Raw genomic sequence first — 15,766 nt, forward strand, 5'->3', positions numbered from 1 at the left:
GTTTGGTTTTAATACTTAAATTTGCAAAAAAAACAAATATCATATGCTATCTCACCACGTTTTATTTTGGTTAAAAGCCGATACTACCGAAGATCAAAAAGCTGCTTTCAGAAAAGGGCTTGAATCACTGGAGAAAATCGAAACTGTTACTCAGTTTCATGTAGGTACACCTGCCCCTATTGAAAGAGCTGTAGTGGATGTTACTTATACTTTTTCTCTGGTACTTTTCTTTGAAGACCTTGCCGGGCACGATGTTTATCAGGTGCATGATTTGCACAAAGCTTTTTTGGATGAGTTCAGGATTTTATTCGATAAAGTTGTGATTTACGACGCACAATAATCATAATAAGCAGGGTATTATCTTAACTACCCTGTTTATCATTATTTACCAAGTTTTAGCCCGTATGCCAGACGCATTGCATTATGTCTCACGCAATCCTGATACATCAACCCTGGTTCAACACTTCTTTTTATAGCTTTATCTCATTGACACCTATTTAATTCAGATCTGCAACACTTTAGGCTTGTCAGCGTACTCTCGTATTTCACTAAAACGGGATTTAAAACCTTCAAAATTTTCCGCAGGTAAAAGCAACAATATTCTAAAAGTTATTTGGAATTATTCTAAATAATTAGATATTTGTAAATATAGACTTTACCCAGTATGTGCAAACCAACTGTTATCGCCAGAAAAGGAAACATTGCCGTAACGCAGTGTGTAAATTGTAAAATGGTAAATATCTGGAATAAAGGTGTGCTGATCAGCTTTACCTTCTCCCAGTTTAGTTCTTTCGTAGAGGTAACGAATGACCTTGATTTTGATAATTATTTAGAGAATTCACCAGACGGCGTGGAGATTGTTGTTCTTGCCACGCCTTATCCGGATATCAGCCTTGTGTTTACAAGGGAAGAATGGTACAATTTCTTTTCTGCCCTGGCCGAAGCTACATACATGCAGGAAATATACCGCATGGTGCATTCATAGATCATCCATTATTTATTTAGCGGACCTTTACTCACTGCTTTACCTGCTTTATAGACAGCTTCAATTGAGCGGGTGTTCTTGATATTTGTTGCCGGATTATTTGTAAGAATGATCAGATCTGCTTTTTTTCCTTTTTCAAGAGTACCATAATCAGCGGCAATCCGCAGCAGCTCTGCAGAATTCTTTGTGGCAATACCAATTGCCTGAAGAGGGGTTAATCCCGCCTGTACCATGAGTTCCAGTTCCAGGTGTTCAGAAAATCCCTGTGCACGTACAGGAGTGGCACCAGAATCTGTACCCATAGCTACGAGTACACCTGCAACATATAATTTTTTTAGATTCCGAAGTGCAGTCTCAAAAGCAGCTACACTTTTCGGATAGGCAGGAGATTTTTTTAAATTATCCTGGTATTTTTTGGAGGTGATCATTGCATATACACCAGGTTCAAGCGAGGCTTTAAAAAATTCGTCATCAATCCACTCCGGTTTGCGGGCATAGATGTAGGCGTATTCATCAAGCGATAAAGTTGGAATATATGCGACACCTTTAGCTTTAATCTGAGCGATCAGCGCGTCATCAATTACAGTGTCGCGAATGCTATGCCCGATTATATCAATTCCGTTAGCTACCAGTTTACGGGCGTCAGCTGCATAATAGAGGTGTGAAGCAACGCGTATATGATGTTTGTGTGCTTCTGTAATAATTGCCTGGTAGACTGCCGGATCCATCTTTTTGAACTTGCCACCAAAATCGTCTACCCACATTTTTACCACCGAAGGCTTTAGCTTCGCCAGGCTATCCATTTCTGAGGGGATCTGGCCTGCACTAACAGGACGATATACCTGATCCATTCCGAAATCTACCGGCGGTGCATTCTGGGGTACACCAAAACCGTATCCTGCAGAATACATTCTGGCTCCGGGCAGAAGTCCGTTCAGCGATGAGTCCCGCAATCCGCTGGCAAATAACATGGGCCTGTCCGTTCCCATAACCTGAATCGTTCCTACGCCATAATCTTCATATTTCTTCAGCTGTGCAAGAATGTTTGCCCGTGTATAATTTACAGATTTTGTTGTGGTTCCTTTTAGGGTACCTACGTGTACGTGCGTACTGATCAGGGCAGGCATAATGGTCTTACCGGTAAGGTTTATAACTTTTACCCCTGCAGTGTCCAGGTTCTTCCCAATAGCGGCAATCGTATCAGCCTGTATCAGCATATCAGTGTGTTCAATTGGAGCACCACCATTTCCGTCGATAAGGGTAACGTCTCTGAAGAGTACCGCCTCTGCAGCGTCAGACTTATTTTTATCTGTACAGGATAGCAGAAGGACTGCTGACAGTGAAACTGACAGGATGGAATTACGCAGGTATTTAGTCGATAAAGCATTCATAAGTTACAATCATTGATTGATAAAATAACGTCTTTCCCTGACATATTGTTTGACGGATCACAATCGATCAGCTTTATACGGTGCTGAATATACAGAGACTGGTTGCAATTTTATTTAGTGCTGTACCTTAAAAAACTTTGCTCCAAAAAGGAAGATCACCAGGTAACAAATAATTGGCAGGTAATAAGCATTTGCTACGCCTGCGCTGTCCGCCACTCTTCCCATAATAAAGGGAAAAAATGCACCGCCAACCACTCCCATTGAGATAAATGAAGAAGCTTGCTGAGTATGGACACCCAGGTTTTTAATACCGAGGCTAAAAATTGTGGGGAACATGATACTAAAGAAAAAATTAATCATCAGCAAAGCAATATATGAAGGCCAGCCCAGGCTCTGTGCAACAATAATGCACATGACAATATTTGACAGCGCAAAAGCAGCCAGCAACTTATTTGGGGCGATCACCCGCATAAGAAAGGTACCAACAAAGCGGCCTGTTAACATCATCCCCATAAACAGGATCATAAAATTTCCCGCTTTCAGATCTGTAAAGCCCATTTTTTCATGTCCGTAATTGATAAAGAAGGCCCAGGTACCAGCCTGTGCAGCAACGTTGAAAAACTGGGCGATGACAGCCCATACAAAATGGCGGTGTTCAAACAGTTTTTTCCCGGGGGCAACATCTACATTGGAGGCTTCAGGATCTGCTGCAACAACATGCGGATCTGTAGTCGCTGGTACAGTAACAAATGAGAAGGAAACAGCGATCAGTGCAATCACTACACCAATTACCGTGTATAAGATCCTCACAGAAGTAAGATCTGTGCTGCCCGGAATGTTGGTTCGCAAAAGGAAATATGAACCTATAAAAGGGCCAATCATCGCCCCTACTGCGTTGAACGACTGCGCAAAATTAATCCGCTGGTCACTGCTGCGCTGATCGCCCAGCGACGCAACAAATGGATGGGCAACTGTTTCAAGTGTGGACAGCCCACAGCCCAGAATAAAAAGAGCGAACCCAAAAAAACCAAATGACGAAGTATAAGCCGCCGGAACAAAAAGGAAGGCACCTGTGGCAAAGAGTGAAAGTCCCAGCAGTACGCCTTTTTTATAGCCATAACGTTTCATAAATAACCCGGCTGGAATGCCCATTACAAAATATGCTCCGAATACAGCAAACTGTACAAATGCAGATTGCGTCTTATTCAGGCTGAGCACATGCTGAAAGTGCTTGTTCAGTACATCTGCCATAGTAATAGCTATACCCCATAACATAAAGAGGGAGGTAACAAAGGCCAGTGTAACCAGGTATTTTTTGTCTGTAAATGTTGCTTTTTCTGCCATAAGAATTTTTAAAATACCGTATAAGTTAGGCATTTATTTCAGCGTGTTAAAATTTCTGCAGTTTATAAATTTTCCCCTTCAGGGTCTTGAATGAAAGCGTATAATCCTCAGCTGTTTTTACAGACACCACAGTTGTACCACTGATTTTCAGCGGTACATGAGAATGTACAACGCAATCCAGACCAAGTACTGACCTGATTTCCGCACTGCTAAGTTCCTGCGCTTTCCATTTCATATTTACCTCAAATCCCCCTCTGGCTTTCAGACCGGTGATGCTTCCTTCAGCCCATGCTCCGGGCAGCGCCGGCAGCAAATCAAGGTAACCAAGGTGACTCTGCAACAGCATTTCTGCCATACCTGCCGTACCAGCAAAGTTACCATCAATCTGGAACGGGGGATGGGCATCAAAAAAATTAGGATACGTTCCGCCTACCCTGGATTTGCCCCCGTTTGGTTCTACGTATCTAAGCAGATCGCGGATCAGCTTATAGGCATGATTGCCATCGCGCAGCCTCGCCCACCAGTTAATTTTCCAGGCTTTGCTCCAGCCCGTTCCCTCGTCCCCGCGCAGTTCAAGGGTAGTCCTTGCGGCCTGAAAGAAATCAGGGTGAAGGGGCGAAATTTCCGTTCCGGGATACAAACCATATAAATGTGAGATGTGGCGGTGATGCACATCCGTTTCTTCAAAATCCTTATACCATTCCAGCAGTTGCCCTTTTTTCCCGATCCTTAAAGGATACAGTTTGCTTCTCTTTGCAATCAGCGTGTCCCTGAATCCTTCATCCATTCCTAGTTTTTCGGATGCTGCAATTACGTTATTGAACAGGTCCCTGATGATAGACATATCCATTGTTGTAGCTACAGAAACGCCCTGCTCCTTCCCATTGAGATCCCTGAACTTATTTTCTGGTGAGGTGGATGGTGCCGTAACCAGGTATCCGTCTTTATCCTCCACCAGCCAGTCGAGCGTAAACTCCGCGGCACCTTTCATCAGGGGATAAGCCTTCTGAGCAAGGAACTTCGTATCTCCGGTGTACAGGTAATGTTCATAGAGGTGCCTCGTGAGCCAGTCGCCCCCCATAGCCCAGTTGGCCCATACAGGATCTCCTGCACCTTTGTCTCCTACTGCATTGCTGATTGCCCAGATATCGGAATTGTGATGTGCCACCCAGCCATTGGCGTGGTAAAACTGCCTGGCTGTAACTTTACCCGTTTCAGACAGTGCCTCCAGCCAGTTGAGTAGAGGCTCATGCATTTCAGAAAGATTAGTGACCTCTGCCGGCCAGTAATTCATCTGCGTATTGATATTAATTGTATAGTTTGAACTCCAGGGAGCACGGAGTTCCTTATTCCATATGCCCTGTAAATTTGCAGGTGGTCCACCCGGTCGCGATGAAGAGATCAGCAGGTATCGTCCATACTGGAAGTAAAGTGTCTCAAGAGAAGGATCAGTTGCCCCTCGTGCATATGCCTTCAAACGTTCATCTGCAGGTAATACTGTTTGCGGATGACTGTCTTTAAGATAGAATACAACTCTGTTAAAATATTTCTGGTAATCGGCCAGATGACTATTGTATAACCGGAGATACTTCTTTTTCAGGGCATTGCTGATCAGGCTGGCAGTCAACTTTTTTTCATCTTTCCCATCCCTGTCCGGGCAGCGGTCAAAGCCGTTGAAACTGGTAGCTGCCGCCACATACAGGATCACCTCATTTGCATTTTTAATCTGAATAACAGCTCCCTTTACCGAGACAGTTCCGCCTGTATGTTCTGCATGAACCCGGTATTGGTAACGCATTCCGCCGCAGCCATCCTTATCATCATATGTTACAGGCTCAACTCCTTTTGGATTATAATAGGTAGGATTTACATTTACCGGAGCTTTCCCCGAAAGCACAATTTCATTACCTGACTGCGAAGAAAGTGTATATTTTAACAAGCTTTTCGCTGTGACGTTCAGTGTCAGGGATCCTTTTTTACTGGTCGTCAGACGTATTACCATAATGTTATCGGGAGCAGAAGTGAAAATATCACGACTGTAAGTTACGCCTTTCACCGTAAACCGGGTATGCGCAACAGCGTTCTGCAGGTTCAGGTCGCGGTAATAGGCTGAGGGTTTTGCACCATGAAAATCCTGCCTGATCAGGATATCTCCCATGGGCAGGTAAGATTGAGAATAGAGCCCCTGCATTTTTCTTGTCAGCAGCTCTGCTTCTGAATAATTTTCATGTTTGAGTAAAGCTTCCCGCACCTGCGGGAGGTATGAAGCTGCTTCCGGATTGACGTTATCTTTCACCGGGCCACCGCTCCATAGCGTACTTTCGTTAAGCTGCAGAACTTCTTCCTCTACCCCGCCAAATACCATTGCGCCAATTCTGCCATTACCTACAGGTAAAGCTTCTACCCATTCTGCAGATGGCTTGTTATACCATAATTTTAAAGGTGCTGTCTGCTGGGAAAAAGCATAACAGCCTGTAAACATTAATAAACCGGTTAAAAAAATTCTCATTAGTTATGCTTCGACTATTCACGATGTCCGGGCATAGTTAGACAATATTTTCTTTAAATAAAAATAGCTGATGCCCCTTAATTGAACATCTCTTTTTTTACCGGCATACTGTTTTCAGGAAGAAAATATCTGGGGGACAGGTCGAAATGTTCGGCCAGCCTGCTGATATGTTTGAGGTTATATTTGGCAGGGTTGCGCCCGTTTTCAACGTTGCCGATAAAAGATGAACTCGTATTCAGGATCTTGGCAAGATCCTGCTGCCTCATTCTTTTAGTTCTCCTCAATTTACGAACAATATCGATTACATGCTGTTCGATGGGATCAATTCTCAGGTTTGCTTTCATTTGAAAATCAATAATGACGGTTATAATTCATTACAAACAATAATACAACGTACAGGAATGTATTTTAGATACATCAGTGTCAGGATAATTTGCTACTATAGCAACAAAATACCCTCAAAAGACAAATTAAGAAAATTATTTTCTAAAATACAACACGAGTATAACATATTCTTATTTTAGGAAACAAAAATCCTGTTGGTCGTTTGAAAAGGATTAGGAGATTTTTACGATGATAAAAATTAGATTCATGCATTTTTTTGCTATTGGTACCTGATATCATCTTTTGATTTGGATGGGGTATTCACATTTCTTAGAGAGCTGCCGGTTACTTTGTTCATCAGGATTACCGGCTTGCTTTCTGCCTTCCCAATCGAAACGTTGTTTAGAGTAAGTTTACTAACATCATCAAAAACACAGGCCGTCCGAAAATCGGCCTTCTGATAATTCAGTTTTATATTCTTCATCGTAAGCCCAGCGGCGTGGCGCGTGTAAAATCCCCATGCAGGCAATTCCCCGAACATAGAGAACTCAGGGTAGTCACCAATCTTTTCAGGCACCTTTTCCAGAGAATCAATACCAAAGGCTGCTACTTTCGCCGAAGCTCCACCTTCATAAGTAATCTCAATGTTATTGAGCGTCACATTTTCTACAGGATGCCCCGGGATGCCTGCTATAGAAGAAGGGAACACATTATGCGGATGCCGCACTACCGGCCCTTCCATTGAATAACCTGCATCAGGTTTTCCTGCCGGCACGCTAACTTTGACGTCACTGATATAGACGTTACGCAGATATCCGGGAGCAACATTTGTCCTGCGCTTACCAAGGCGGATGAAGATGGCATTGCCCGTATTCCTTGCTGTCACATTGCGGACATCAATATTTTCAATATTTCCGCCGTCAACTGTTTCAATTGCAATGGCTGAGCGGTACGTATCGTATATTTCAAGATTACTTACTTTAATATTCTTAAAATACCCGCGCGAAGCTGTACCAATTTTAAAACCGCTCGCACTGGAACGTATCTTGCAGTTGGCAATATAAATATTCTCACATCCGCTGTTTGCGTCTGATGATTTCAAACAAATACCGTCATCAGCTACGTTAACTGAACTGTTGGTGATTTTCACATTTTTACTGTCGGTGATATCTATCCCGTCATTGTTCAGAAAGGTGTTGCTTTCAACAGTAATGCTATCAATCACAATATCCGAGCAGCCCCTGTAATCCTGAATCCAGCACAAACCATCCCTGATAGTAATATTTTTCACTATGATACTCTGGCAATTGGTCAGATCGATCAGGTGCGGACGGTTGTGCTCTGCAGGACGCATCTGGTGCCAGTCGTTGTACTCCTTCCATTCTGCATCTTCCAGAGTTCCTGCATTTAACATACGGTAGATATCCTCCAGCAATGGTTTAGCCTGCCCGTCAATTGTGCCCCTGCCAGTGATTGAAATATGATGCACGTTGGTGCCTACAATTAATGCGGACGCTTTTTTACCACCATAATCTGCACGTTTTGCCGTTGCCATTAACCTTGCGTTCTGCGCCAGGTTCAGTTCAACGTTTGATTTTAAATAAAGAACACCTGTGACAAAATCTCCTGCCGGAACCAACACTTTACCACCGCCGTTTTTACCGGCCTCATCTATGGCTTTTTGAATCGCAGGTGTATTATTGGTCTTTCCATCAGCTACTGCACCATATTGTGTGATAGGATAAAGTTTGTTCTGGGCAGATGTGCTGAGGCAAAGGCACACTAATAATGAGAGTAAGGATATTTTCATAATTTTCTTCGTTTAAATCATTATTCAAATACGACCGTTTTGTTTTTGTAAACAAACACCCTGTCTTCAAACACCAGCCGCAACGCTTTTGCAAGCACTGATGTTTCTATTTCTTTCCCCGCCTTCATCATGTCTGCTGCCGTCAGTGTATGGTTCACAGGAATAATTTGTTGCGCGATGATTGGCCCTTCGTCCAGATCATTGGTTACAAAGTGTGCGGTAGCACCGATCAGTTTCACCCCTCTTTCAAAGGCTTGTTTGTACGGATTCGCACCTATAAAGGCAGGTAAAAATGAATGATGGATATTGATGAGTTTTGTAGAAAAGCGTGCTACAAAATCCGGTGATAATATCCGCATAAACTTAGCCAGCACGATATAATCAGGTTCATAGTTACTGATTGTATTTATGACCTGCTGTTCAAATTCGGCTTTTGTTTTTTGCTCGTGCGAGACAGCATAAAAAGGGATATCGAAACGGTTACAAATATCACCCAAATGATCATGATTGCCTATCACACATAAAACAGCCGCCCCCAGCGTACCAAAGTAATTGCGGATCAGGATGTCGGCCAGGCAATGGTACTCCTTTGTAACCAGTACCACTATCTTTTTGTGCGGAAGCGGGTTGATTGTAATCATGGCTCCTGCGGGCAAAACATTTTGCAGTTCTTCATGCAGCGTGTCTTCATCAGCGGTCTGATCTACCTGCAGGCGTACATAAAACCGGTTTTCCTGGACATCTACATGCTCACGCATAGATACAATATTGAGCTGATGTATTGCTAAAACATTGGAGATGGCCGCAACCAGCCCAATATGATCCTTACAATGGATAACTATAATCATGCACTGAAGGTAATTATACCTCCGGTCATTCGCAAGATTTCATTTCAGCCCATTCAGTTATGTTTTAATCAGTATCTGCATTTACTTTCTCTTTGAACAGTTCCTGATCGGCCTGATCTGCCTCTGGAATGTCATGTTCAGCTATTGCTTTGGGATCGTATTGCAGATTGATACACATGGGAAAATGATCAGAACCGCAGCTGTTCATCCTTTGAATCGAAGTTAAAGTAAAATCGGCTGAACAGAAAACATGATCGAGGGGAAAGCGAAGAAAGAAATATTTGGCATTGAAACTATTGAAGAAACCCCTGCCCTTCCTGGGATCAAGAAGCTCACTGATTTTGGAAAATAACTCCGTTGTATAACTCCAGGCAACATCATTCAGATCCCCGATGACAATCACAGGATATTTACTCTTCTTAGCTTTCTCAGCAACCAGCAAAATTTCCTTGTCTCTCTCCGTTGAATGTGGGTTTTCCTGTGGTACAGGCGGCCTTGGATGAAGACAAAACAGTTTGACCAGTTCTCCTGAGGGTAATTCTACTTCAGTTTCGATCGATGGAATATCATTTTCCACAAGATAGTTTACATTCCCGTCTACAAGTTTCAGTTTGGAATAAAGCAGCATGCCATATGTATTCTCTAATGGAACTTTGATCTGGTACGGATATTTAGCGCCGATACTATCCATTTTATCCTGCCACCACTGATTGGTTTCTACCATCAGTACCAGATCAGGATTACAGTTTTTGATCAGCTGGTGGTATTCCGCGTACTTTCTGTTGTCCTGGAAAACGTTGGCAATTAGCAATTGTACGTTGCGCTCCCCTGGAGGCTTGCTACTTTGAATGATCTGCTTTTTAGCAAGAACAGTAAAGGGAAATATCTGCCTGCAAAGATAAATTAGGTTCAGTGAAAGCAGAATAATCAAAATATAATCGATGGTCTGTTCAACAGGAAAACATAACGCATATAACACGAGTATCAGCAGGTTTAACGTCAGTTTTTGCAATCTCGGGTATTCAAAAACCCGAAAGATCCAAAAGTCGTGTCTGATTAATGGTATTAAAGATGCGACGACAACAAATATTCCTGCATAAAAGAGAATATTTTGAAACAGCACTATATGAATAGTAATGAAGAGCGGCAATATAAAAGTCATAACATCAATTTAGATGTGACGACAAACAAATATCAAACCAGAATTTAAGCTTAAAAAAACAATAACCAGTCCATTTCAATTGACATCAGATATTATCATAATCACTGATAAACAGCAAAAACTGTCTGCTCAGACCTGCAATCTGATCTTTTGACAAAGTTTTCAAACCATGTCCCTGCCCGGGATAAACTATCAACTGATGAGGAACATTATTCTTTGTAAGTGCTTTATCAAGAATTTTAGCCTGTTTCAGCGGTACAGTCTGATCGTTATCCCCATGAATTGTAAAAGTGGGTACTGTGTCCGCAGCAATATATTTTACAGGCGAATACAACTCTGTAAAACTAATCACTTCTTTCTTTTGATTTTCGATATCCATCCCGGAAAATGTAGTCAGTCGTGACTGTCTCAGATTGTATTTTCTTTTCAGGAATATCCTTGCAAGCCCTAGTTTGAAAGCGCCCAGCTCAGGCTTGAAAAGCTGGTTCAGATCTACAGGTCCGTAGTTATTAAAAACATAATTTACTTTGGCACTGTAAGTGATTAATTCATCAGCTCCGTAAAAATCCTTATCGTCAGAATACGCCAGCAACATGGCCATATGTGCACCGGCCGAAGTACCCCATACACCAATATGGTCTGCATCAAAATGATATAATTCTGCATTTTTATGTACCCAGCGTACAGCATCTTTACAATCAATCACCGGAGCAGGGAAATGTATGTTCTCCAGGTCTGTCAGGCGGTAATCGATACTTATGACTGCATAGCCTTTTTCGAGCAGTGCCTGCAGTAAAGCAGCCTGATAATTAAAACGGATTTCTGATTTATCACCAGTCGCCCATCCTCCGCCATGAATAAATATAACCACCGGATCTTTACGCCCGGCTGCTGACTTGGGCTTATAGATATCGAGCTTCAAGTCTTCTTTATCCAGGTTTTTATAAGTGATGTCAGAGAGCTGCTTTTCGATTTCAATTATTCCCATACTTTATTAAGGTATATCAAAATATAGTCCAACATGCCGCAATTTATTTGTTCGTTACCATAGGTGTGGTAATTTCATTGTAATAAAAGAAAGTTTATCAGATTGAAAGTAAAATAATAACGACCTGTCAGTACAAGCTACTATCATCATAATACTGATAGCAAACTATAATACAGGTTATTTTATTTATAGCTTGACCCGCCCTACATTTGTATCATAAATCAAGGACATGAATATATTTATCATTAATGGAGGCCAGAAATTTGGTCATTCGGGAGGCCGCTTCAATAAATCAATTGCAGAGGCTACCATCAGATTCTTTAACAACGAGCCGGATTTTGAAGTCCGCTCTACCGATATCAATGAAGGTTACGATCCAAAACAGGAAGTAGAAAATTATAAATGGGCAGATGTTGTGATTTATCACACACCGGTATGGTGGTTTCAGTTACCACATGGAATGAAAAAATACATTGATGTGGTATTTACAGAAGGCCATGACAAAGGAATTTACCGCAGCGATGGACGCTCATCAGCTAACCCGGCGATCAATTACGGAACCGGTGGTTCGATGCATGGTAAACATTATATGCTTACCACTTCATGGAATGCCCCTAAAGAAGCCTTTACGCTACCGGGTGAATTCTTTAACGAAAAGAGCGTAGATGAAGGCCCTATGTTTGGCTTTCACCGCATGAATGCTTTTACCGGTATGAAACCTTTGGAAAGCATGCATTTCCACGATGTTGAAAAAAATGCAGACATTGTAAATGATCTGAAACGTTATGAAGAGCACCTCACTAAACTCTTCATTACGAAAGAAAAGGAAATGCTCCCTGATGTTATTTCCCTGCCTTAACCGCAGTTTTAGCAGCAGTAACATCTGTCCAGCTGTCCGTACGGAATGGCGAAGCAGGTAATCCCGCCCCGTTATACAGATTACAGGCGGGATTATCTGCCCATGCATAGCGTACCGCTACAGGATTTGGCACATCAGCACTGCTCAGCACTACTTTTTTATCTTTGATAACGGCTTGTGCCCAATAGAATTTTTGATCAGCACCAGCTACTGCAAATCCTGCTAATGCTGTCCCGTCTTTTGTTTTTAATCCGCCGTCGGCATATTTAAAACTCAGGGTGACAGTGTTCCCATTGATCTGTTGCGAAACAGCCAGCGGTCCTGAAAAAGGTACCTTTTCACCATACGTCTTTGCCAGGGCAATAAGTGCCAGACGGCGTCCAACTTCCTGCTTATTTTTAGGATGGATATCTTTACCATCTCCTATATCAATAGTCACTGCCATTCCCGTATTGGGAACTGAAAGCGTTTTCAGCTGGGCATCCCTCAACTCCGCCCAGTTGGAAGGCCCCGGCAGCCCGGGAGTTTTCATATAATTGGCCAGCTGTACAAAGTAGAAAGGAAAATCACCAATGTTCCATTTCTTTCTCCAGTCAGAGATCATTGCCGGAAATAGTGTACGGTACTGGTTTGCCCTGTCAGCATTGCTTTCTCCCTGGTACCAAATGGCACCCTTAATGGCAAACTGAATAAAAGGGTTGATCATTGCGTTGTATAAAACCGTAGGCCGGTTGGGCTCCTGACTCGAAGAAGGCACAGCAGGAATATCCTTAAAGTTTAATCCGGTCTTATATTTCCAATCGCCGTCCAGCGATATACTTTCTCCCGTTGCAGAAATGACCGAAAGTACTTTTTTGCCGCCATAAATACCGCCGCCACCGGTAAGATCAGACACTCTTACCGTTAAAACAAAATCCCCGGCTTTTACCTGACTGGCCGGAACAGTATAACTACGGGTTTCGCCATAACCTTTGGTTTCCCCTATTTTTATGCCGTCAAAAAAAGTAATGTCGTCGTCATCTATTGTACCCAGGTTAATCTTCAGTTCTTTACCAGCCCAGGAAGCCGGAACTGAAATTTTTTTACGGAACCACACTATACCGTCAAAGGCAGGCAAAGCTGATTCTTCCCATAATGAGGGCAGTGCCATCGTCTTCCAGGCAGCGTCATCATAAGCTGTTGCTGTCCACACTGGTTTTCCCAATTCAAGACCTGCGTCTTTCGCCAACACATTTTTCCCCCAGTTCTCAAGATCGCGGGCATAGTTCTGAGTCATTTTTTCCTGGTCCGTATGTTCTATCTTATTCACTGCAGCAGCAAAGTACGGCATGCCCTTCAGCATGCTGCTGCTGGTCCATGCCTCGGCGATTGTTCCTCCCCATGAAGTATGGATGAGCCCCACAGGAATACCTTTCTTTTTATATAATTCTCTTGCGAAAAAATAAGCGGCAGATGAAAATCCTGCAATGCTCTGAGGATTGCACTCCTGCCAGCCACCGCCAGTAACCCTGGCATCCGGCTGAGGTTGATTGGCCGTCTGATGTTCTACCTGTAACAACCTGATGTCAGGGTATTTCGCTTCATTGATCTCTCTTTCATAATCCTGAATTTTCCCCCATCCTGCCAGTGGCATTTCCATATTGGATTGTCCTGAGCATACCCAGACTTCACCGATCAGCACATTGTTTAAAACCAGCTCTTCACCATCAGAAATTGTAATTTTATAAGGTCCACCGTAGGCAGGGGTGGCAACCATAATCTTCCAGTTTCCATTCTGATCAGCAGTAACCGTATATCTTTTTTTGCTCCAGGTTGTACCTACATCAATCGTTTTACCCTGCTCGGCCTTGCCCCAGATGGCCGCGTTTGTTTTTTGCTGCAGCACCATATTGTTACTAAAAACAGCAGGCAGTTTTACTTTAGCCTGAACAGTATATCCTATACACATTGCCAACAGCAGCAGTGTAGTTTTCAATTGTCTCATCTTAGTAATATCAGGTCAAATTATCAAACTCAATTTTACTCATTGTTGAGAGGAATAGCAAATTTTCCGGCGGATATCTTACCGGGGGCGACTTAAACTTCTTCAATCTGCAGCACTACACTGGACCGCCGGGCATTAACATCCGGGTTGTAACCAATCTTCATCAGGAAGTCGCCCGTATATTCTTTTGTTGAATCAATGGTTGATTTTGATCCCGGATACAGATTGATTTCTTTAATGCTGTACTTCTTGCCGGCATCCAGTCCTTTGAGCAGGATCGGTTGTTTACTGCCCTCATCATATCTGTTATTGACCAGATAATTGAATATAACACCGGTCGATTTCTCCTTATTAAGATATAAAACAGCAGCTACACTCTTTTCCACCGGATTTGCCAGGCGATACTGATCGCCCTGCCAGATGACCTGCTTAAGCGAGTTATAATGCCGGATGGCATCCTGACAGAAACGAAGGTCATTCTCGCTCAGTTTACTTACCACAATATCAAAACCCAGCTTGCCCATCATCGCCACATCGGTACGGTATTTTATGGGTTGCTTACCCCAGTCGGTAACATGATTTGCACTGCTTACCGCAGGATAAAAATAGGAATATTCCCACTGCATGAAGATGCGCTCCAGCGGATCGGTATTATCGCTCGGCCAAAATTCGGTAAAGTATTGCAGCGCGGCATAATCTACCCTGCCACCACCTCCTGAACACAACATCATCGGCACCTTTGGATATTTTGCCCTGAGTTTTTCCAGCACTTTGTACAAGCCTCTTACATATTCAATATAGAATTGCGACTGATTTTTCAGGTGTGCAGAATAGGCATTGTAAATAACCGCATTGCAATCCCATTTGATATAGGCTAAGGCAGGATTCTTTGTGAACAGCTGGTCAACAATTCCATACACAAAATCCTGCACCTCAGGATTACTGAGATCCAGCACCAGCTGGTTTCTGAAATAGGTTTCTTCTCTTGCAGGCTGTTTGATCACCCAATCGGGATGCTGCTCATACAGTTCACTTTTGGGGTTAACCATTTCAGGTTCTATCCAGATCCCAAACTTCACTCCATTTCCGGTAGCTTCCTTAACCAGCGAAGAAATACCATTTGGCAGCTTGCTTTTATTTTCCTGCCAGTCGCCCAAACCCGCATGATCATTATTGCGCGGATATTTATTAGCGAACCAGCCATCATCCAACAGGAAGAGTTCTACCCCCAGTTTCTTTGTATCCTTTAGCAGTTCTGCCAGTTTATTTTCATTGAAATCAAAATACGTGGCCTCCCAGTTATTAAGCAATGTTAAACGCGTTCCCTTACCATCCAATAGTTTATAAGTACGCGCCCAGCTTTGCAGTTTTCGGCTGGCCTCCCCTTTTCCCTTATCAGAAAAAGTATAGAGGAAAGCTGGCGTACGGAAGGTTTCACCCGCTTTCAGCGGGTAGGGAGATGCATAATTGTTCATTCCGGCGATGATGCGCAGGTTATCCTGATAATCCAGTTCCAGGTCGATGCGGAAATTACCGCTCCACTCCATGGCACCGTACAATAC

General features: G+C 43.0%; 13 protein-coding genes. 3 read left to right on the forward strand and 10 right to left on the reverse strand.

Features of this window, described 5'->3' with window-relative positions; genetic code table 11:
• The first annotated feature begins 43 nt into the window (after positions 1-43).
• Together ABWY16_RS05295 and ABWY16_RS05300 are read left to right on the forward strand one after the other, a co-directional pair.
• A complete protein-coding gene (locus ABWY16_RS05295; RefSeq protein ID WP_353903613.1) occupies positions 44-340 on the forward strand; it encodes a Dabb family protein in 297 nt (98 codons plus the stop codon).
• A 324-nt stretch (positions 341-664) separates the two neighbouring features.
• Positions 665-985, forward strand: coding sequence for a hypothetical protein (locus ABWY16_RS05300; protein WP_353903614.1), 321 nt, complete (start codon positions 665-667; stop codon positions 983-985).
• A gap of 8 nt (positions 986-993) precedes the next feature.
• Here ABWY16_RS05300 and ABWY16_RS05305 read toward each other — a convergent pair whose 3' ends face one another.
• The 8 genes from ABWY16_RS05305 to ABWY16_RS05340 form a co-directional block, all read right to left on the reverse strand.
• Positions 994-2,376, reverse strand: coding sequence for an amidohydrolase family protein (locus ABWY16_RS05305; protein ID WP_353903615.1), 1,383 nt, complete (start codon positions 2,374-2,376; stop codon positions 994-996).
• Positions 2,377-2,490: 114 nt separating this feature from the next.
• Positions 2,491-3,720, reverse strand: coding sequence for a sugar MFS transporter (locus ABWY16_RS05310; protein WP_353903616.1), 1,230 nt, complete (start codon positions 3,718-3,720; stop codon positions 2,491-2,493).
• 46 nt (positions 3,721-3,766) lie between these two features.
• Positions 3,767-6,202: a glycoside hydrolase family 95 protein gene (locus ABWY16_RS05315; RefSeq protein ID WP_353903617.1), complete on the reverse strand. Its 2,436-nt coding sequence runs from the start codon at positions 6,200-6,202 to the stop codon at positions 3,767-3,769.
• Positions 6,203-6,306: 104 nt separating this feature from the next.
• A complete protein-coding gene (locus ABWY16_RS05320; protein ID WP_353903618.1) occupies positions 6,307-6,573 on the reverse strand; it encodes a helix-turn-helix domain-containing protein in 267 nt (88 codons plus the stop codon).
• A 260-nt stretch (positions 6,574-6,833) separates the two neighbouring features.
• The gene (locus ABWY16_RS05325; protein WP_353903619.1) at positions 6,834-8,363 is read right to left on the reverse strand and encodes a glycoside hydrolase family 28 protein; all 1,530 of its coding nucleotides are present in this window, start codon (positions 8,361-8,363) and stop codon (positions 6,834-6,836) included.
• Between the two features lie 20 nt (positions 8,364-8,383).
• A complete protein-coding gene (gene purU / locus ABWY16_RS05330; RefSeq protein ID WP_353903620.1) occupies positions 8,384-9,211 on the reverse strand; it encodes a formyltetrahydrofolate deformylase in 828 nt (275 codons plus the stop codon).
• Between the two features lie 64 nt (positions 9,212-9,275).
• Positions 9,276-10,223, reverse strand: coding sequence for an endonuclease/exonuclease/phosphatase family protein (locus tag ABWY16_RS05335; RefSeq protein WP_353903621.1), 948 nt, complete (start codon positions 10,221-10,223; stop codon positions 9,276-9,278).
• Positions 10,224-10,458: 235 nt separating this feature from the next.
• On the reverse strand, positions 10,459-11,361 hold the full coding sequence (locus ABWY16_RS05340) for an alpha/beta fold hydrolase (RefSeq protein ID WP_353903622.1): 903 nt from the start codon (positions 11,359-11,361) through the stop codon (positions 10,459-10,461).
• A 229-nt stretch (positions 11,362-11,590) separates the two neighbouring features.
• Between ABWY16_RS05340 and ABWY16_RS05345 the strand changes: the two genes are divergently transcribed.
• Positions 11,591-12,220 carry an NAD(P)H-dependent oxidoreductase gene (locus tag ABWY16_RS05345; RefSeq protein WP_353903623.1) on the forward strand — a complete coding sequence of 210 codons (630 nt, stop codon included), beginning with the start codon at positions 11,591-11,593 and terminating at the stop codon, positions 12,218-12,220.
• On the opposite strand, the gene ABWY16_RS05350 is transcribed toward ABWY16_RS05345, so the two are convergent.
• On the reverse strand, positions 12,204-14,204 hold the full coding sequence (locus ABWY16_RS05350) for a sialate O-acetylesterase (RefSeq protein ID WP_353903624.1): 2,001 nt from the start codon (positions 14,202-14,204) through the stop codon (positions 12,204-12,206). The genes ABWY16_RS05345 and ABWY16_RS05350 overlap by 17 nt on opposite strands.
• A gap of 92 nt (positions 14,205-14,296) precedes the next feature.
• A partial coding sequence (locus ABWY16_RS05355; protein WP_353903625.1) for an alpha-galactosidase occupies positions 14,297-15,766 on the reverse strand: 1,470 nt, incomplete at its 5' end.

The organism is Pedobacter sp., assembly GCF_040513095.1.
Lineage (GTDB): Bacteria > Bacteroidota > Bacteroidia > Sphingobacteriales > Sphingobacteriaceae > Pedobacter.